Genomic DNA, 19,231 nt, shown 5'->3' on the forward strand with positions numbered 1-19,231 from the left:
CTCTCCTTATTAGGCCTCAGAAAGTTCTTGTGCAATTTGCGGATAACGCTCTTGCAACATATCAATAAATTTTTGCTGGATTTCCTTTAAACGTAAAGGATTATCAGCGTCAAATCTTACGGTAAAATACTCACCTGTATTTGATGCTCGAATAATGCCAAAACCATCATCAAAATCAAGACGTACGCCATCAATTTTACTAATTCGAGCACCCAAACGATGGCTTAAAATTTCAATATCTTGTAGTACATGTTTAGGGTCGGACTGATGGGTACCAATATAAGTATCTTCGGTACAGCATCTTTCAGGATAATTAGAAAATAAATCAGAAATTGTGGTCGCATTCGACTCGGTGAAATATTCCATTACACGTAATGCAGCGTACAAACCATCATCATACCCAAAACCACGCCCATCATTAAATACATAATGACCCGCGTATTCGCCTCCAAAAATAGCGTTACCATTTGATTGGGATAAATACGCGCGCAGGAAGCTACTTCCCGTGCGAATCATTTTGGGTTTACCACCAAGTCGCTCTACGGTTCTTTGAACCATGAGCGAGCATTTCACATCAAATACAATTTCTTTGTCTGGTTGCTGCTCCAGACACATTTGTGCAAATAGTGACAATAAACGGTCAGCAGTAAGTATATTGGCTTTTTCATCAAGCAATACGACACGGTCGCCATCACCATCAAGGGCAATACCAATATCTGCCCCCTGTTCAATAATCGTTTTATGTAGTTCTTTTAAATGCGCAGCATGTGAAGGGTCTGGTGCATGATCAGGGAACTCACCATTTGGAGTCGTACGTAAAGCAATGACTTCACAACCCATTTTTTCAAGTACGAGTTTTGAGCAGTGCCCTGCCGATCCATGTAGGCCATCTAATACAACTTTTAAAGGGCGCTTGAGTTGAATATCGTTAAAGATTGCTTGTTGGTATTTTTTACAAAATTCTGAATTAAATTGAGGAGTTGATAATTCTAATAATGAAATTGTATGAGTAGGTACATAAGTTTGCGCAAATTCACCTACTTGCTGGATCATTTCAGGAGATGGAGGTTCACCTCTTAAAATCCATTTAATACCATTATCTGATTTAGGGTTATGGCTAGCTGTTACCATTATACCATTACCACCAAACTCCCGTGCAATGTAGTACATCATCGGGGTTGAGCAACAACCAATATTTGTAACATTTAAACCCTGCTCTACCAAAATCTCTTCGATTAAATGCGCATAAGCCGGACTCGTTAGGCGTGCATCATAACCAATGATCAGTTGAGCTTGTTCTGCTTGTTTATATTGTTGTGCCAATCCATAGGCAATTGAACGGACGACGTCCGTAGTTAAATAAGAAAGTTTGCCTCTAATATCGTAAGCACGGAAAATATTTTTTGGAAATGAGTGTCTTACATTCATAGCGTATCTTCTATTTAAAGATCAATTTGATCTATCGCAAAAACATAGAGTATTCAAAATCTGAAAAATGGGTATTTGCTAAAAAAAGTTAAAAGAATATGAGTAAAGCGTTTTGTAATATAATTCATTGTAACATTCAAGGTGTAAAAAGAAACACTTGTAAAACAAGCGTTTCTTTTCATTATTTTTTATAAATTAATTATTGTTTACCAGTGTGACCAAAACCGCCTGCGCCACGTAAAGTTTCTTCAAATTCCTCTACTTGCTCAAATTCAGCCTGAACTACTGGAACTAAAACATACTGTGCTAAACGCTCACCCGGTTCTAAACGGAAGGTGGTTTGACCACGGTTCCACACTGAAACCATCAACTCACCTTGATAATCCGAATCAATCAAACCAACTAAGTTGCCAAGCACGATACCGTGTTTATGGCCTAAACCTGAACGCGGTAGAATTAAACCAGCAAAATTCACATCATGAATATAAATTGCCATACCTGTTTTAACCAAAACAGTTTGGCCTGGTTCAATCTCAATTGCTTCATCTAAACAGGCACGTAAATCTAAACCTGCTGACCCTGCTGTTGCATATGAAGGTAAAGGCCACTCTTTACCTAAACGCGGATCGAGCAATTTAACTTGAACTTTCATGGGATTTCCTAAAAATTAAAAAAATTAACGCTTTAATAAAGCTTTTAAATTTGCCAAATATTGTTGAGCCTGTTCTTTAGGATCAACATTTGCTGCAATTTTCTTTTTACGCCCTAACCATTCGAGCTCATCTTGCGGAAGCTCATCGAGGAAACGGCTTGGAGTCATCTGTTTCATTTGACCACCATTTTTACGCTGCTCTGCCAAAGTCAAAGTTAAGCCTTGACGTGCACGGGTAATTCCCACGTACATAAGACGGCGTTCTTCTTCAATAGTTTCAGCAGCAATCGAGTTCTTATGCGGCAACAGCTCTTCTTCAAGCCCCATAATGTACACATATGGGAATTCCAAACCTTTAGCGGCATGTAGAGTAAGTAAGTTCACTTTATCAGTGTCTTCTTCCTCTTGCTGTTGCTCTAACATATCAAGCAAGACTAGTTTTCGAATCACACTTTCAATGTTCTTTTCATCAACATCTTCAGCACGATTAATTAAGTTTTGAATACTACTAAACAAATTCTCAATATTATCGAGCTTACTTTTCTCTTGCGCAGGCGTTGCGGATTGCTCACGAATATAGTCGATATAACCCGCTTCATTCATCATTTGACGAACTTTAGGCACAGGCTCATCATCTTCCAACAGCTCACGTGTAAACGTCGAGATAAAATCAGCAAACTCATGCAATTGAGTTTCTGCCTTTTTAGGAAGCACCATACTTAAGCGCTGGTCAGAAGAAGCACCAAGTAAAGACAAATTATTTTCTTGTGCAAATAAGCCTAACTTCTCAAGAGTAACTGGGCCAATCGCACGTTTAGGCGTATTAATAATACGTAAGAAAGCACTGTCATCTTCTGGGTTAATAATAAGACGTAAATAACTCATTACATCTTTAATTTCTGCACGAGCGAAAAACGATGTACCGCCAGAGAGTTTGTACGGAATCTGCATTTGGCGAAGTTGTGTTTCCAATACACGCGCCTGGAAGTTACCACGGTACAATACAGCGTAATCTTTCCAGTTCTTACCATTCATAAGTTTGTGAGTCAGTAAGTCTTTGACTACACGTTCTGCTTCATCATCATCATTACGACAGGTAATAATTCTGATGACTTCACCATGGCCTTTATCACTCCATAATTTTTTATCAAAAATATGCGGGTTATTTTGAATCACACAGTTCGCAGCTTTCAAAATACGGCTGGTCGAGCGGTAATTTTGTTCAAGCTTAATAATATGAAGATTTGGGAAATCCTGTTTAAGCAAAGCCATGTTTTCAGGCTTAGCCCCACGCCATGCATAAATCGACTGGTCATCATCACCTACGGCTGTAAACTGCCCCATTACGCCAACTAGTAATTTCACCAAAATATATTGCGCGGTGTTGGTATCTTGATACTCATCCACTAGCAAGTAACGAACACGGTTTTGCCACTTGTCACGCACTTCTGCATTTTCTTGCAATAAGCGGGTAGGCATAACAATGAGGTCATCAAAATCAACTGCATTGTAGGCACGTAAATTACGTTCATAAAGTTGATAAAGATGGGCAAACTGGACATCTTCAGGAGTTTCGCACGTCGAATGTGCTTGTTCAGGCAAAATCAGATCGTTTTTCCAATCTGAAATTTTCTTCATTGCCTTGGCAATTAGCTCTTTACTCTCTGCACCCGATAAATTATCGCGATGCATCAAATCCATCAAAATACGTTTACAGTCATCTGCATCCAAAATCGAAAAATTAGCTTTTAAAGGTAAATTTTTAAGTTCTAAACGTAAAAGATTTAAACCAAAAGTATGGAAGGTCGAAACGGACAAACCTTTTGCTTCTTCACGTGATAAAAGCTTAGTGACACGCTCTTTCATTTCGCGTGCAGCTTTATTGGTAAAGGTCATCGCTGTAATACGATGCGCAGGAATACGGCAATGTTGCACCAAATAAGCAATTTTACGCGTAATTACCGATGTTTTACCTGAACCAGCGCCAGCAAGCACCAATAAAGGGCCTTGAGTATATTTCATGGCTTCTTCTTGCTTGTTGTTCAGTTGACTGGCAGATGACATCGTGTATTACCTCTTAATTTTTCGAGCATGATTATAGTCATCTCTTTTTTAGAATCCCAATAGTAAATCTACGGATATGTATAAATGATGTCTAATAATGCAATTTATGCGCCGCAGAATGTCGTGATTATTTTTTATACTTCACCCATAAAAAAACCACCCGAAGGTGGTTTTTGAAACAATAAACTAGATCTTATTGTTTAGCGTAAATGCTGATTTCTACACGGCGGTTTTGTTCACGACCAGAAGCAGTTGAGTTGTCTGCGATTGGGTTAGAAGAACCATAACCTTGTGCATCGATACGGCTAGATGGAACACCTTTACCAGCTAAATAGTTTTTAACTGATTGAGCACGCGCTTGAGATAATGGGATATTAATAGAGTCATTACCAGTGTTATCTGTATAACCAGTAACTAAAATCGCGCTCTTGTTATCTTCAGCCAATGTTTGAGCTACTTTGTCCAAAGTTGCATAGAAGTTTGGCTTGATGTTTGATTTGTTAGTATCAAAAGTAATGCTACCAGGCATGATCAATTGAACAGAACCATCTGGGTTACGGCCTACTTCTACACCAGTACCAGCCATTTGTTCGCGTAATTTTTTCTCTTTTTGGTCAAGATATAAACCGCCAGCTGCACCAAGAACTGCACCAATTGCTGCAGCACGGTTGTTTTGACGGCTAGAGTTTGCATTTGATTTAGAAATACCGTAGCCAGCTGCTGCGCCGCTCAAAGTACCTAATGCGGCTTTATCGTATTCAACGCCACCAAGGTTATTACCTGTTGTTTGACAACCAGAAAGTACTACTGCTGCCCCTACCACTGTTGAAATAACTAATGCACGCATTGCATGCCTCCTCACTTTGAGTGTTTTGTTGTTGAATGAATAATGAAACAAAAAGGAAGTATAAAACATTGATATTTTGTTAATAATAAACAGTTTAGTTATTTTTTTGTAATATTTTGATGCACTTTAAGGTGTGCACTCATCACAATTTCTTCATTGTTGTCTAAGATACCGTTGTATTTCATTTCATGATAGTTATAGTTGAACAACTTTCTATGGATTTTGGATATTCGGGGCCATTTATATGTCAACTGCACCCAATAAGCAATCTGCGCTAAAAAAAATTACACGTGGACTCACTGTAGGTACAGTCATCACAGGTAGCACTTTTTTTCATGGACCACCTGTCTTAGCTTTAGGTTTAACAAAGCTATTTAAAAAGTCTTCAAAAATTGATGAAACCAATATTCAAATTACTAATAGCTGGCTTGGTGTCAATAATTGGCTCATTGATCATGTTTTACCTAATTTAAAATGGGACATTAGCATTGACGAAGGCCTTGATCTGAATATGCAAGGCCGTTATTTAATGACTTGTAACCATCAAAGTTGGGTTGATACCACGGTAAACCAATATTTCGGATTAACCCGTATGCCGCTTACCCGCTTTTTTACCAAGTGGGAGCTCATCTTTATTCCTTTCGTGGGTCAAGCTTTTAAAATCTTAGGCTTCCCAATGATGAAGCGTCATACAAAAGAGCAAATCGCGAAAAACCCTGAACTCAAAGACCGCGATATGATGGAAGCACGTAAAGCGTGTGAACAGCTCTTAAGTCAACCTTTTACATTATTAAATTATTTGGAAGGGACTCGTTTTACTCAGGAAAAACACGACCAACAAAAATCACCATATAAACATTTATTAAAACCTAAAGCAGGTGGTTTGGCTCTGGCGTTAAATATTTTGGGCGACAAAATTGATGCTTTAGTTGATATGACCATTGTCTACCCTGATGGCGTACCAGGTTATGGCGATTTCTGGCTAGGTGACGTTTCAAAAATTGCGGTCAATCTTCGAAAAATTGAAATACCAGACTGGGTTCTCGGGGGTAATTATGAAGATGACCAAGTTTACCGTGAACGTTTTCAACAATGGGTACATGAACTCTGGACTGAAAAAGATCAGCTCATCGAGAAAATGAAAGCTCAATACGCGACTACGAATCTTTAAAAAAGAATCCACTTTTATGCAAAACAGTTCCGGAAAGCAAACGAAATATCACCGTGTAGATTCAAGCAGCCTTTCATTTAAGCTGTTTTTGGTCTACGACATCTTTATGGTGTTTATTATCATTTTCAATCTGTTCTGTCTTGCAGCCAATTTCTTTTTAATGAGCAGTATTGGGGCATGGTTCTTTGAACATATCCATTTGCCCCAAGTATTGTCTTTCTACCGTACCCATTTACACCCATGGGTTATTACCTCTGAAGCCTGGTTTATTGGTTTTCTAATTATTGAACTACTGGTCCGTTGGGGAATTGCTATCGTTTATAAACATCATAAGCGTTGGTTCTTCTTCCCTTTCATTCACTGGTATGAAATTTTAGCTATTATTCCTCAGCTACGTTTTCTACGTTTATCCCGTGCCGGGATTATTGCATACCGTTTACACGAACTTGGTTATCCGGTTATTCCTGAAAGCTGGAGAAAGACAGGTCTCTTTTATTACCGTGTGGTTATGGAAGAGTTGTCGGACCGCGTAGTGATTACCGTAATTGACGGTATTCGATACGAGCTTGAAACGAGTTCTAGCCATAAACAAATTATTCATGATTTGGTTAATCATCATCGTGAACAATTTACCGTAACCCTAACTGCCCTATTACAAGAATCTTTAGCAACTGCTTTAAAAGAACAAAAGCCTGCAATCACCCGAGCTGTCGGACAAATTGTAGATCAGGCAATAGAAGATACGCCTGAATTAACACAATTATTAAGGCTTATTCCACTTGTAGGGGGACGTATTGAGCAACAAATTCAAAGTATTGGTCAACGTCTTGGTGAAAATATCAGTGCTGGTTTAATAGAGCCGTTAATTGAAGGTTCAGCCGCACACCCTAATTCAACTTATCAATTAATTTCTCAAAAAATTAGCCATATAAATATTGATAACCATGAACTTGAGCAGCTGGTTGAGTCTGTCGTTTTTGAAACGCTAGAAGCTGTCCGTAAACAAGTTAAAGTTAAACAGTGGCAACAAACACTCGCGGAGTATGATCGAATCAAAGAATAAGCATTTATTTATTTTTTTATAAATCACGCTAGAGAATTGGTACGATTTGTTCTAGCATTTGCTCTATTTACAATAAACTTAACGATATTACAGCTCGTTTTAACGCCTTGAAGGAAGACTTATGGCTGATATCCGGATTACCGGCAGAATGGTTAACTTTAGCAGGATAACCTTCGATACGAATGATCATGATGTGATCCGCCAGCAATTATCAAATATATTAAATGAAGGTTCCTATCAGGGAACTGTCGTTATTATAGATAGTACTGTTGAACAAGAGCTTATTGCTTTAATTCAGCTGTTAGTCAGCTTAGGCTTACAGCCTATGGCTGTCATTGACGGTATTTTAGGCGACGAAGCACGCGCCATTCAGTTCCCTGTATTACCGGCAGATCAGCCATTACAACGTATTAAACCAACTGCAGAGCAAGTTGCAATTGTAGAGAAGCCTACCTCTGCACAAGCTTCAGTAGAAACAAAAAAACCACTAAATAATAATGCAGTTGCCCATATTACCTCTTATCATGATGAAATTTTGCGTACAGGCCAATCTCTTGTACAAGACCAAGGCGATATTATTTTAAAAGCTGGCATGAATAGTGGTTCCGAAGTGATTGCTTCAGGAAATATACATATTTATGGCACGGTTCGTGGTAGAGTCATTGCTGGTGCGGGTGGGCACGCTGCTGCACGCATTTTTTGCCAATCTTTAGAGGCTGAACTCGTTTCCATTGCCGGAACATATTGTGTCGCAGATGATATCCCTAAACATGTGGTAAAAAAGCCAGTACATATTTATTTAAATGAAAAGCAAGAGCTTGAATTTGAAGCTCTAGAACTTTAGTTTATTAAGCAAATCACCAAAAAACAGCCCTTTTAAGGGTGTATGTATGACCATAATAGGAGTGGATTCGGTGGCCAAAATTGTTGTCGTAACATCAGGCAAAGGTGGTGTAGGTAAAACTACAACGAGTGCATCTTTTGCAACAGGTTTAGCCCTTCGTGGTCATAAAACTGTTGTGATTGACTTTGATGTAGGCTTACGTAACCTTGATTTAATTATGGGTTGTGAGCGTCGTGTTGTTTATGATTTCGTCAATGTAATTAATAATGAAGCACGTCTGCAACAAGCCCTTATTCGCGATAAAGATATCGAAAACCTTTACATTTTGCCGGCTTCCCAAACCCGTGATAAAGATGCTTTGAGCGACGAAGGTGTTGCTCGTGTAATTGATGAGCTTTCTCAAGAATTTGATTACATTATTTGTGACTCACCTGCGGGGATCGAGCGTGGTGCAATTTTAGCAATGTACCATGCAGATGAAGCAATCATTGTGACAAACCCTGAAATTTCTTCAGTACGTGACTCTGACCGCATCATCGGAATGTTAGATAGCAAAACTAAAAAAGTTGAACACAACGAAGGACGTATACGTAAACATTTATGTATTACACGTTTTAACCCTGAACGTGCTGACCGTCAGGAAATGCTGACGATTGATGATATTTCTAAAGATATTTTACGCGTACCGACATTAGGTGTTATTCCTGAATGTCCAAGTGTATTACAAGCATCAAACGAAGGTAAGCCAGTTATTCTGTATTCAGAAACTAAAGCTGGACAAGCGTATGATGACTTGGTTGCTCGCTTTCTTGGCGAAGACCGCCCTTATCGACACATCACAGCTCAACCTAAAGGCTGGTTAGCACGACTATTTGGAGCGTAGATATGGCAGGATTCTGGAGTAAATTATTTAGCAGTGAAGAAAAACCATCAAGTGCTCAAACTGCCAAAGATCGTTTAAAAGTCATTGTTGCATCAGAACAAGGTTTAGGCCGTCGTTTAAGCCAAGACAAGATTGACCAAATGAAGAAAGAAATTATGCAGGTGGTCAGTCGTTATGTTAGCGGTGTAGGCGAACAGCATATCCAAATGCAAGTTCGTTCTGAGGCGAACATTGAAATGTTAGAAATGAATATCAATTTACCTGAAGAACGATAATTCTATTTCTGACTATTCAATAAAACAGAATCAAGGCAAAATAACGCAAGTTATTTTGCCTTTTTTAAAATGAGGAGATTGTCATGGCATTATCACAGCCAGCAACTTTCAATGAAGAATGGTCCGATGAGCGTGTTTTTGCCTACCTCAACCAACTTCCTCCAAATGGTGTGAACGCAGACTTCCATGTGCTCTACCATGCTTTCAAACATATGCGTCCAAATGATTATGAACGTCTTTTAACTAAATTTGTTGCAGATGGACGAGATATTAATGCGACTAATCCGGAAGGCGAACGCATCCATGACGTGATTGCTAAATTTCCACGTCAATCAGCGCCGTTTTTAGAAGTTTTAGCAAAGTTTGCTTAAAAATAAAAAAGCCTCATAAAGAGGCTTTTTTCTTATTTAAAATTATCGATTCCCAATCAGGAAAATACCGAAAACGGTAAAAATCCCCCCGGAAATACCATCAATCCATTTTGAAAAATTACGGTAAGCAACTCTAAAACTTGGTAATGAGAAAATAAAAGTCACAAAGCAGAACCATAAAATTGTTTCAACCGACACAATAATAAAAAGCAGCCAATGGACTTGATCAAGCTGAGGGTTTGCTAAAAATAAAGAGAATACACTACCAAAATAGATCACAGCTTTAGGGTTCGATAAATTGGTGAGTAATCCCTTCATAAAAAATAAATACGGCGCTTTTGGTAATTCAACAGTTGTCACCTCTTCCTGCTGTTTTTTTGAAAATGCCGAACGCAACATTTGGTATCCTAACCAGCATAGATATAAACCGCCTGCAATAAGTAAACCTTGCTTTAACCAAGCCATTTTCTCAAAAATAATATTTAAGCCCATCAATGCTAAAGAAGCCCAAAACATAACACCCGCTGTTATCCCTGCAACAACCAGCATTGCTTCTTTACGAGATCGGCTCACTGCAGTCTGTGATACCAGAAAAAAATCAGGCCCTGGAGTAATAAGCGCACAAAAATGAATAAAAGCTAACGTAATTAACGCGACTAACATGTTGTCCTCCTGATTTGTTTCATTGTTATTTATTGAGAAGCACACATTAGCATTTTTTACTATTTGATAAAATCTCAAACTACCCATAGTAATTATTATTTTTAACCATAAAAAAAGCCTCCGAAGAGGCTTAATTTTAACTATAGATATTAAACTAAAATATCGCGCTTACCGTTGGCCCCCATAGCACTCACAATACCATTCTCTTCCATTTGATCAATGATACGAGCGGCACGGTTATAACCAAGGCTAAACTTACGCTGTAATGAAGACGTAGAAGCTTTTCGAGTTTCTAAAACAAACGATACACATTGATCATAAAGTGCATCACGGTCTGAACCACCATCACCTTCTTCAAAGCCACGCGAAGCAGGCTCTTCATCAAATGGAGTTAAGATCTCATCTACGTAGTCTGGTTCGCCACGTTCACGCCATGCATCACAAATACGGTTAACTTCATCATCACTAATAAATGCACCATGCACACGTTCTGGCTCAATCTTACCTGGCCCTAAGAACAGCATATCACCATGGCCTAACAAGTCTTCTGCACCACCTGCATCCAAAATAGTACGTGAGTCAATTTTACTGTTTACACGTAAAGCTACACGCGTTGGAATATTGGCTTTAATAAGGCCTGTAATGACATCTACCGATGGACGTTGAGTTGCAAGCAATAAGTGAATACCAGCAGCACGAGATTTTTGCGCTAAACGCGTAATCATTTCTTCTGCTTTCTTACCAACTTGCATGATCATGTCAGCGAACTCATCCGCCACAATGACAATAGATGGTAATGGCGTTAAACGAGGCGCACGCTCTTGTGTCGCTGAATCACTTGGTTTCCATGTTGGATCAATCAAGTCTTCTCCATTTGCAAGCGCTTCTTCAACTTTTCGGTTGTAGTCACTTAACTTACGAATTTTGAGGAATGACATAAGTTTATAACGGCGCTCCATTTCATTTACACACCAGTTTAAAGCACTCACTGCATCTTTCATGTCAGTGACTACAGGCGTTAATAAATGCGGAATATCGTTGTAGTTGGCTAATTCAAGCTGTTTCGGGTCAATTAAAATCAGACGCAATTGGTCAGGCGTATATTTAAGTAACATCGATAAAATCATCGAGTTAACGGCAACAGATTTACCCGAACCTGTAGTACCCGCAACTAACATATGCGGTGCTTTTGCCAAGTCTGTTAGTACCGGATTACCTGAAATATCTTTACCCATTGCCATACTAATGAGAGCACTTGGGTCACGATATGCAGGTGTTTCCAATAGTTCAATCAAACGTACCATTTCACGAGCACTATTTGGAACTTCAATACCAATATATGGTTTACCCGGAATAACCTCTACTACACGTACAGAAGCCATAGACATTGAACGTGCCAAGTCACGGGAAATATTAGTCACTTTAGATGCTTTCACACCCGGTGCCAAATCTAATTCAAAACGTGTAACCACTGGACCCGGCTGAGCTTCAACCACCTGAGCCTTCACGTTAAACTCTTGTAACTTGATCTCAAGCAATTCAGATAAACGAGAAAGCTGTTCCTCGGTAAAGTTAACTTTCTTATTTGGATCAACCTTATCAAGCAATTCAAAGCCCGGTAATGTTGGTAAATCTAAACGCTTTTTGGCCACTTGCATGGCACGAGACATTGGTCGACCTGATGCATCTGTTAGAGGCGCATCAAAATCAAACTCATCCTCAAGGTCATCCTGAGGCTTTCCAGCAGTTTCCTGCCAAGCTTCAATAAATTCTTCTTTTGACAGCTTCTCTGCACCAATCGTAGTTTGAATAGGCGCTTTTACAAAAGCCGAAGATTGCGCATAGCTACTTGCCTTGATCGGTTGAGTTGCTGGCGGGATATCCTCATCAATCAATAGGTCATCAAAATCATCAAAGACTTCTTCATTCGATAAATTTTTAGGTGACTGATTTAAATTCGATACAGGTACAGATGATTCAACTAATGTTTGAGGAGCTTGCGGTGTAACTTCTGGTTCAACATGATGATCTTGAACAAATGGCGTATGCACATCAGTTGCCATTTTACTATTTGGAACTGCAGCAAGTAGTTCATCAAAAATCTCATCATCATTCCAATCTAAACCTTGATGAGTATTCGATGGTTGATTTTGTTTAGCCTGATAAACTGTTTGCTGAAATTGCTCATGAGTCGAAGGCTGTTCACTTGAATCATCAGCAGCTCTTAACAGCGCATCAATTTCTTGTTTATGGCTTACATCATCACGCTGTAAAGCACGCCAAACCTCTCCCGTAGCCACTAAACGCTCACTGTCTTTTTTAAGCTGCTGTGCTTGCTCAAGTGTACGCTCAAAGTTTTCTGGCTGAGGAGTTGGTTTTTCTTCAATTGTTTCAGGTTGGCTTTGTTCTTTAGCTAAAACGTCGGCAAATAAACGCTCTGCTATTTCATCATGTCGTGTAGAGCTTGCTTTGCTTTGAGCTTTTTCTGGTTGGGCATTTAGCTCTACTTCATCCGTAACTTCTTCTGCTTTAGGCATCTCTGCAACTTTTACCGTTGCTGCTTTATTCGCAGGCTGTGTGGTTAAGTCATAAGCAGATTCGTTAGGAGATACATTTTTATAGAATAAATCTTGTAAATAACCAGGCATTGCTTTGAGCGTAACCCATGTTTTGCTCCACTGCACCCCAAATGCCAAAGTGAACAATACCACTCCGAAAACAAGTAGAAATAATGTCGCACCATAAATTGTTAACAGTTGAGATAAGCTTTGCCCCAACTCATAACCAATAATCCCGCCTGCCGCATTATCTAAAGTATCTGCAGGTACATTCCAGTGAAGGTAAAGCAAACTCGACACAACAAGAATTAAGAAGAACTGCGCAGCATAACGGAATGGGCGGTTTAGAAAACTATGTGGCCACCAGACTTGAATCGCTTCAACAAATAGGAAGATTGGAATAAGTAAACTTGCCCAACCTAAAAAGCCAAACAGCAAATCTGCAATCCATGCACCGGCAATGCCACTTGCATTGGATACTTGCTGAGTATCACTTGAAATATGCATCCAGCCCGGATCAAATGGTGTATATGTTACTGTCGCCAGAAACATATAAATCCCAAAAGAGACCAAGAATAATGTCATCAATAAGCGCTGTGCATAAACACTTGACACCGCAGTCATATACTGTCCTGTAACCCATTTAATTATTGGTTTAGAGATGTGAAGACCTACATTTCAGATCTTCAACGATTGAACTTTATATTATGCACCTGTTCTTACAAAAAAGGTGCATGATTCTTTACAGTTGTTGTTAACATAAGGCTCTTCTATATTGTTATATAACTTAATTCGATTGACCTGATCAATATTATCCACATTGATTTAACGCTATTGGTCGGCAATTTCACGTATAATTTTCAAAATTCTCGAAATAAATAAGGATACCCTCAATGAGTGCTCGTCATTCTCGGTTAATTATTCTCGGTTCTGGCCCTGCGGGTTATAGTGCAGCTGTCTATGCAGCACGCGCAAATCTTAAACCAACACTTATTGCAGGTTTACAGCTTGGCGGCCAACTTACAACAACAACCGAAGTTGACAACTGGCCGGGCGATCCTGAAGGTTTGACTGGTCCTGTCCTAATGGACCGTATGCAAGCACATGCTGAACGCTTTGGTACCGAACTTGTCTATGACCATATTAATGAAGTGGACTTGAATGTACGTCCTTTTGTTCTTAAAGGTGATATGGATGAGTACACTTGTGATGCTTTAATTATTGCAACTGGTGCGACAGCTCAATATCTTGGCTTAGAGTCTGAACAAAAATTTATGGGTCAAGGCGTGAGCGCATGTGCAACATGTGATGGCTTCTTCTACAAGAATCAAAATGTGATGGTTGTTGGTGGTGGTAATACTGCTGTTGAAGAAGCACTTTATTTATCAAATATTGCTGAACATGTGACACTTGTACACCGCCGTGATTCTTTACGCTCTGAGAAGATTTTACAAGATCACTTATTTGCTAAAGAAAAAGAAGGCAAAATCAGTATTGTTTGGAACCATGAGGTTGAAGAAGTTCTTGGTGACAATACTGGCGTAACAGGTGTTCGCTTAAAATCTACGAAAGATGACAGCAAACAAGAAGTACAAGTTCAAGGCTTATTCATTGCAATTGGCCATAAACCAAATACCTCTATGTTTGAAGGTCAGCTAAACTTACGTGATGGCTATATCCAAGTGCAAAGTGGTACTTCAGGTAACGCAACAGCGACTTCTGTAGCAGGCGTTTTTGCTGCTGGTGATGTTGCTGATAGTATCTATCGTCAAGCGATTACTTCGGCGGGTTCAGGCTGTATGGCTGCTCTAGATGCCGAAAAATATCTAGATAACCTTTAAGTTTAGATATTTCAAACAGCCGTTTTATAACGGCTGTTTTTTTGGAATTTATAATAATTACTGGCTGCTCAGTATTAATTTTTATAGCATAGCCCTAAAGCACATATTATTTTGGTTTTATGAAAACACTGCCTCTATCTCAATATATTTTCCCAGATCCGGAGGAATCAGATCCAGATGGTCATGGTTTAATTTGTATAGGCGCTGACCTCTCCCCTTCCACACTCTATGAAGCGTATACACATGGGCTTTTCCCATGGTTTAATGAAGATGAACCCATTTGTTGGTGGAGCCCTGAACCACGCTGTATCATTTATCCTCAAAACTATAAACCGAGTAAATCGCTTATTCGGAACATGAAAAAATATGATTACACCATTACGGTAAATCGTGCTTTTGAGCAAGTCATTCGCTCATGTTCACTACCTCGAAGCTATGCTAATGAAACATGGATTAGTGAAGATATTATTGAAGGCTATTGTGGAATGTTTGATGCCGGTTATGGCTATAGCGTAGAAGTCTGGCAAGAAGAGCAGCTGGTAGGTGGTTTATATGGGGTAACGATCGGTAAAGGTTGTTTTGGCGAGTCTATGTTTAGTACCCAAACCGATGTTTCTAAAATGGCTTTTTATACGTTAATGTTAATTGGTCAAGAAAATCAGCTTCCTTGGGTTGACTGTCAACTTGTAAATAGTCACTTAATTAGTCTTGGGGCTTGTACACTTTCTCGGCAAGAATATCTTAAATCGTTACAAGATGTAACTATTCACCCCTCTATCAATTGGAAAAAGTATCAAGAACGTGTATTTTCAAGTAAAACAATAGCATTAAATGCAAAATTAATGGAATGATAACAGGAGGGACCAATTATGAAATCATATCACCCGAAGTCCCTTTTAAATGATCTGCAATATTATATTACTCCACCTCATGATTGCAGCTATTTAGAAAATAAATCAGCACGCATGGTCTTTTTAGACCCGATTCATCGGATTGATGTGGTGACGCTTTCTGAATTATCGCGATTAGGTTTTCGTCGTAGTGGCGACTTTGTATACCGTCCTGAATGTCATTTATGCAGGCAGTGTTTATCTTGTCGTGTACCTGTTGCCGATTTCCAAATGAACAGCATGCAAAAAAAAGCATGGAAGCGAAATCAAGATCTCACCATGACTGTTCTACCAACACGGCAAGCCTCACAAATTCATTATGATCTATATGAACGTTACATTAACGAGCGCCATGCCGATGGTGATATGTTTCCGCCAAGTTTAGATCAATTTGAAAAATTCTTGGTCCATAGCTGTACAGATAGTTTCTTCTTAGAACTATGGAAAGACAATCGTCTTATTAGCGTTTCGACTTGTGATTTAATGGATGATGGGTTATCTGCCGTCTATACGTTCTTTGACCCAGATGAACACCGTAGATCTTTAGGCGTTTATTCAATTCTGAATCAAATCGAATATGTAAAAACACTCGGTTTAGAATATGTCTACTTAGGTTATTGGGTTCCCCACTCAGCTAAAATGAATTATAAATCTCAATATACGCCGCTAGAACTTTTACTAGATGGGCAATGGCGCCGCTTAAATAGATCATTATCACCAGAAGAGATCAATCAGTTGGGTAATTCCCTCATGACCACATTACCTTCTGAATGGAATAATTTAATTATTAAATAACCTACTTCTGTCTTGTTGTTCAAACAGCAACAAGACAGGCATTCTTAGAATAAAGAAGCAAAGTCATCAGTACAGCTTTTTACCATAATAACGGCATTTTCACGTCCACCCTCTTGGGTTGGATAATAGTTACGACGTACATCAATTTGGTGAAACCCTGTTTTTTCGTATAAACCAATAGCAGCTTTATTGCTTTCACGTACCTCTAGAAAAATTTGTACGGGATGATTTTCTAAACGTTCAATCGACGTATCTAACAATTGATATCCTAATCCTTTACCTTGCATTAGAGGATCAATTGCCATGAGCAGTAAATTCGCTTCATCTAATACAGGTTGTAAAATACAAAAACCAACCACCTTATTATTTAATTCTATTACCGTACATTGGTAAGAATTTAAAGATTCTACAAATTGCTGTCTAGACCATGGGTGTGTTTGAACAAGCTTCTCAATTTGAGCAACACTATCAATATCTGAGGCTTGCATAGTACGAATCATGAGTTTCAACACATTTTTAGATTTCAAAGTAAACGTATTATAGAAACTTAAATAGAAAAAACGAGTAAAAAAAAGAGCAATTAAATTGCTCTTTTCCAGTCAGTTTTTTAGAGACCTAATTTTTCACGCCAAGTGGCCAATAAAGCTGTCGTATCCGAATCATTTGGATGGAATTTTGGTCTTAAGAAATCTAATAATTCTGGAATTTGACGAGTCATAAAACCTTTACGGCCATACATGAACTTAAGCATGTATTTGGTATCTTTCCATGTTAATTTATCATCAGTCTTAAGTAACTTAGCAGTAAAATAAGACTGAGTAGCAAAAATTAAGGCCATTGCAATGATTAAAGCAGTTGAACGCATAAAATAAGCCTTTGGCCCCTGCCCATACATATTGGTATAAACATCAAACGCCACAGCTTTGTGTTCATTTTCTTCTACCGCATGCCACATCCATAAGTGATACATAGTGTCATCTTGGAACATGGCTTGAATTTCAGGGTTTTGTAAAAGCTCAGCCGCAATAGTTGAGGTAAAATGTTCTAAAGCACAGGTACCTGTTAAATCAATCATTTCTTTTGTATAACCAAAAGGTTTCATTAGCTTGGTTACAACCGCAGTACCTACTTTAATAACTTTACCTGTCTGTTTTTCCATTTTACGAACATCATATCCATCCGCCTGCGCAGAAGCATTAAATGCAAGATGCTCTTTAGAATGCATAGCTTCTTGGCCAATAAAAGCACTTATTTCTTTTTGAAGTACTGGATCAGCCAGTTTAGGATCGTTTCGCACAGCACGAGTACTGTTTACAAAGAACTGCTCTCCTTCCGGAAAAAGAGCCGATAATGCTGTCATAAAATGAGTTAATCCTGCATCGTAATTTGCCCAATAGCGTGGAACTTGAGCAAACTCAAAGTCCATACGACGCACAGGGAAACTTGCTCCGGCACGATTAGAAATATTTACTTTAGCATTCATGTCAGACTCCTTTAAGCGAATCGAAAATTCACTTATATCCTTATTTATTTTCTTAATATTTATAATAATACGCCTTTAAAAGCGCTATTTAAGTGCAGATGAGGCCAGCAAATTATCAGATGAGGTCATCAATAGCCTCATACTAGGGCAAAATGAACAAGTATCTTTTAAAAGAAAAGTGGATCATAATTTATAGACACTAAAAAAGAGCTGCTAACAGCCCTTTTCACTTACTTTCAGCTTAAAGTCCAAGTTTAGATTTCCAAGTTTTTAACAAGCTAACCGTATCTAAATCATTGGGATGAAAACCTGGCTTAAAATAAGCAAACATCTCTTTAGCCATACCCGTAATAATGCCTTTCGACGGGCTATAACCATATTTATAAATCACAAACAACTCATCTAAGTTTAATTTATGGTCTTGCTTTAAAAGACGAACCACAAAGGAAGATTGAATTGCGAAAATAAGAGCCATTGCAAAAACAAGTGAACTTGTGCGTAAAGCATAAGCTTTTACACCTTTACCAAAGACACCTTCATACACATCAAATGCGACTGCTTTATGTTCATTTTCTTCTATTGCGTGCCAATACCACATGGTTGACATCGTTTTATCTGTCATCAACTCTTGAATGTGGGTATTAACTAAAAGCTGAGATGCAATGGTTGCAGTAAAATGTTCAAGGGCTGTAGTAGCAGTCAGGTCCACCATTTCTTGCGTCATACCAAATGGTTTTACGAGCTTTGCAAAAGTTTTACGGGCAGTTTGAATAGCCGTATCGGTGAATTTTTCTAAAGTTTCAACATCATGACCAAATTTTTGGGCAGAAGCATTAAAGTTTACATGCTCTTGAGTATGCATCGCCTCTTGACCAATGAAAGCACTGATTTCTTTTTGTAGCTCTTCATTGTCTTTAATTGCTGGGTGATAACGCACAGCACGTACACTATCAATAAAGAACTTTTCACCAGCTGGAAATAGCGCTGATAACGCTGTCATAAAATGTGTAAGTCCAGCGGAACCATTCATCCAGTATTCTGGCACATCATTAAAATCAAAGTTCATACGATGTACAGGAAAGCTTGCCCCTGCACGATTTGTGATATTCACTTTAGCATTCATAGTGAAAGCTCCTTACCAGTAACCTAAGTTACTTAAACTTTATTGTTCGTTTTCTTGATTCTTATCATACAAACTTAATAAAAAGGCTTAAGTGCAAATAGGGACATTGAAGTATCAGTTAAGGCCAGCTTTCAACTGAATTGTCTAACAATTCGATATAAAAAAAGCGCCCCAAAAGGAGCGCTTTTTTCACTGAAAAGTGATTATGCAGTTACTTTAGCAACAACACCAGCACCTACAGTACGACCACCTTCACGGATCGCAAAACGTAGACCTGGGT

General features: G+C 38.7%; 18 protein-coding genes and 1 pseudogene. 9 read left to right on the plus strand and 10 right to left on the minus strand.

The window, feature by feature from the left end; translation table 11 throughout:
• Window positions 1-9: 9 nt before the first annotated feature.
• The 4 genes from G9371_RS15420 to G9371_RS15435 form a co-directional block, all read right to left on the minus strand.
• On the minus strand, window positions 10-1,428 hold the full coding sequence (locus G9371_RS15420; RefSeq protein ID WP_001102831.1) for a phosphomannomutase/phosphoglucomutase: 1,419 nt from the start codon (window positions 1,426-1,428) through the stop codon (window positions 10-12).
• 199 nt (window positions 1,429-1,627) lie between these two features.
• Complete coding sequence (gene dut, locus G9371_RS15425; RefSeq protein ID WP_000868152.1) at window positions 1,628-2,080, minus strand: dUTP diphosphatase; 453 nt, start codon at window positions 2,078-2,080, stop codon at window positions 1,628-1,630.
• Window positions 2,081-2,104: 24 nt separating this feature from the next.
• Window positions 2,105-4,144, minus strand: coding sequence for a DNA helicase Rep (gene rep / locus G9371_RS15430; protein ID WP_000093035.1), 2,040 nt, complete (start codon window positions 4,142-4,144; stop codon window positions 2,105-2,107).
• Window positions 4,145-4,337: 193 nt separating this feature from the next.
• Window positions 4,338-4,991 (minus strand): OmpA family lipoprotein, encoded by a 654-nt coding sequence (locus tag G9371_RS15435; RefSeq protein ID WP_001202418.1) that lies wholly within the window; start codon window positions 4,989-4,991, stop codon window positions 4,338-4,340.
• A 244-nt stretch (window positions 4,992-5,235) separates the two neighbouring features.
• On the opposite strand from G9371_RS15435, the gene G9371_RS15440 reads away from it, so the two are divergent.
• The 6 genes from G9371_RS15440 (at window position 5,236) to G9371_RS15465 (ending at window position 9,598) form a co-directional block, all read left to right on the plus strand.
• Window positions 5,236-6,162, plus strand: a complete 927-nt coding sequence (locus tag G9371_RS15440) for an acyltransferase (RefSeq protein ID WP_000100975.1) — start codon at window positions 5,236-5,238, stop codon at window positions 6,160-6,162.
• Window positions 6,163-6,178: 16 nt separating this feature from the next.
• Window positions 6,179-7,225, plus strand: a complete 1,047-nt coding sequence (locus tag G9371_RS15445) for a hypothetical protein (RefSeq protein ID WP_002058587.1) — start codon at window positions 6,179-6,181, stop codon at window positions 7,223-7,225.
• 121 nt (window positions 7,226-7,346) lie between these two features.
• Window positions 7,347-8,069, plus strand: a complete 723-nt coding sequence (gene minC, locus G9371_RS15450; protein ID WP_000763675.1) for a septum site-determining protein MinC — start codon at window positions 7,347-7,349, stop codon at window positions 8,067-8,069.
• 70 nt (window positions 8,070-8,139) lie between these two features.
• Entirely contained in the window at window positions 8,140-8,952 is an 813-nt protein-coding gene (gene minD, locus G9371_RS15455; protein WP_001074362.1) for a septum site-determining protein MinD, read from the plus strand.
• Between the two features lie 2 nt (window positions 8,953-8,954).
• Window positions 8,955-9,227 carry a cell division topological specificity factor MinE gene (gene minE / locus G9371_RS15460; protein WP_000896934.1) on the plus strand — a complete coding sequence of 91 codons (273 nt, stop codon included), beginning with the start codon at window positions 8,955-8,957 and terminating at the stop codon, window positions 9,225-9,227.
• An 83-nt stretch (window positions 9,228-9,310) separates the two neighbouring features.
• The gene (locus tag G9371_RS15465; RefSeq protein ID WP_001218560.1) at window positions 9,311-9,598 is read left to right on the plus strand and encodes a PA4642 family protein; all 288 of its coding nucleotides are present in this window, start codon (window positions 9,311-9,313) and stop codon (window positions 9,596-9,598) included.
• Window positions 9,599-9,640: 42 nt separating this feature from the next.
• Here the strand turns inward: G9371_RS15465 and rhtC are convergent, their stop codons facing one another.
• Window positions 9,641-10,261 (minus strand): threonine export protein RhtC, encoded by a 621-nt coding sequence (gene rhtC, locus G9371_RS15470; protein WP_000959256.1) that lies wholly within the window; start codon window positions 10,259-10,261, stop codon window positions 9,641-9,643.
• A 149-nt stretch (window positions 10,262-10,410) separates the two neighbouring features.
• The gene (locus G9371_RS15475) at window positions 10,411-13,443 is read right to left on the minus strand and encodes a DNA translocase FtsK (RefSeq protein WP_002058569.1); all 3,033 of its coding nucleotides are present in this window, start codon (window positions 13,441-13,443) and stop codon (window positions 10,411-10,413) included.
• Window positions 13,444-13,712: 269 nt separating this feature from the next.
• On the opposite strand from G9371_RS15475, the gene trxB reads away from it, so the two are divergent.
• The 3 genes from trxB to G9371_RS15490 all read left to right on the plus strand — a co-directional run bounded on the left by trxB (window position 13,713) and on the right by G9371_RS15490 (window position 16,345).
• Window positions 13,713-14,660 (plus strand): thioredoxin-disulfide reductase, encoded by a 948-nt coding sequence (gene trxB, locus G9371_RS15480; protein ID WP_001276144.1) that lies wholly within the window; start codon window positions 13,713-13,715, stop codon window positions 14,658-14,660.
• Window positions 14,661-14,779: 119 nt separating this feature from the next.
• Window positions 14,780-15,511 carry a leucyl/phenylalanyl-tRNA--protein transferase gene (gene aat, locus G9371_RS15485; RefSeq protein ID WP_002058572.1) on the plus strand — a complete coding sequence of 244 codons (732 nt, stop codon included), beginning with the start codon at window positions 14,780-14,782 and terminating at the stop codon, window positions 15,509-15,511.
• Window positions 15,512-15,529: 18 nt separating this feature from the next.
• Window positions 15,530-16,345, plus strand: a complete 816-nt coding sequence (locus G9371_RS15490) for an arginyltransferase (protein ID WP_000844343.1) — start codon at window positions 15,530-15,532, stop codon at window positions 16,343-16,345.
• Window positions 16,346-16,389: 44 nt separating this feature from the next.
• Here G9371_RS15490 and rimI read toward each other — a convergent pair whose 3' ends face one another.
• The 4 genes and pseudogenes from rimI to G9371_RS15510 form a co-directional block, all read right to left on the minus strand.
• Complete coding sequence (rimI, locus tag G9371_RS15495; RefSeq protein ID WP_002058576.1) at window positions 16,390-16,845, minus strand: ribosomal protein S18-alanine N-acetyltransferase; 456 nt, start codon at window positions 16,843-16,845, stop codon at window positions 16,390-16,392.
• Window positions 16,846-16,952: 107 nt separating this feature from the next.
• Complete coding sequence (locus G9371_RS15500; protein ID WP_002058588.1) at window positions 16,953-17,828, minus strand: metal-dependent hydrolase; 876 nt, start codon at window positions 17,826-17,828, stop codon at window positions 16,953-16,955.
• Window positions 17,829-18,069: 241 nt separating this feature from the next.
• Window positions 18,070-18,951, minus strand: coding sequence for a metal-dependent hydrolase (locus G9371_RS15505; protein WP_002058580.1), 882 nt, complete (start codon window positions 18,949-18,951; stop codon window positions 18,070-18,072).
• 203 nt (window positions 18,952-19,154) lie between these two features.
• A pseudogene (locus tag G9371_RS15510) lies at window positions 19,155-19,231 on the minus strand (elongation factor Tu); the annotation flags it as partial.

It is taken from the genome of Acinetobacter sp. EKM10A (genome assembly GCF_011075215.1).
Lineage (GTDB): Bacteria > Pseudomonadota > Gammaproteobacteria > Pseudomonadales > Moraxellaceae > Acinetobacter > Acinetobacter baumannii.

Coding starts and splice junctions, on each gene's coding strand:
- minE (WP_000896934.1), top strand. CDS start 8,955: ATGGCAGGATTCTGGAGTAAATTATTTAGCAGTGAAGAAAAACCATCA.
- G9371_RS15435 (WP_001202418.1), bottom strand. CDS start 4,991: ATGCGTGCATTAGTTATTTCAACAGTGGTAGGGGCAGCAGTAGTACTT.
- rhtC (WP_000959256.1), bottom strand. CDS start 10,261: ATGTTAGTCGCGTTAATTACGTTAGCTTTTATTCATTTTTGTGCGCTT.
- G9371_RS15500 (WP_002058588.1), bottom strand. CDS start 17,828: ATGAATGCTAAAGTAAATATTTCTAATCGTGCCGGAGCAAGTTTCCCT.
- G9371_RS15440 (WP_000100975.1), top strand. CDS start 5,236: ATGTCAACTGCACCCAATAAGCAATCTGCGCTAAAAAAAATTACACGT.
- G9371_RS15490 (WP_000844343.1), top strand. CDS start 15,530: ATGAAATCATATCACCCGAAGTCCCTTTTAAATGATCTGCAATATTAT.
- rimI (WP_002058576.1), bottom strand. CDS start 16,845: ATGATTCGTACTATGCAAGCCTCAGATATTGATAGTGTTGCTCAAATT.
- G9371_RS15465 (WP_001218560.1), top strand. CDS start 9,311: ATGGCATTATCACAGCCAGCAACTTTCAATGAAGAATGGTCCGATGAG.
- rep (WP_000093035.1), bottom strand. CDS start 4,144: ATGTCATCTGCCAGTCAACTGAACAACAAGCAAGAAGAAGCCATGAAA.
- G9371_RS15475 (WP_002058569.1), bottom strand. CDS start 13,443: ATGACTGCGGTGTCAAGTGTTTATGCACAGCGCTTATTGATGACATTA.
- trxB (WP_001276144.1), top strand. CDS start 13,713: ATGAGTGCTCGTCATTCTCGGTTAATTATTCTCGGTTCTGGCCCTGCG.
- aat (WP_002058572.1), top strand. CDS start 14,780: ATGAAAACACTGCCTCTATCTCAATATATTTTCCCAGATCCGGAGGAA.
- dut (WP_000868152.1), bottom strand. CDS start 2,080: ATGAAAGTTCAAGTTAAATTGCTCGATCCGCGTTTAGGTAAAGAGTGG.
- G9371_RS15445 (WP_002058587.1), top strand. CDS start 6,179: ATGCAAAACAGTTCCGGAAAGCAAACGAAATATCACCGTGTAGATTCA.
- G9371_RS15505 (WP_002058580.1), bottom strand. CDS start 18,951: ATGAATGCTAAAGTGAATATCACAAATCGTGCAGGGGCAAGCTTTCCT.
- G9371_RS15420 (WP_001102831.1), bottom strand. CDS start 1,428: ATGAATGTAAGACACTCATTTCCAAAAAATATTTTCCGTGCTTACGAT.
- minC (WP_000763675.1), top strand. CDS start 7,347: ATGGCTGATATCCGGATTACCGGCAGAATGGTTAACTTTAGCAGGATA.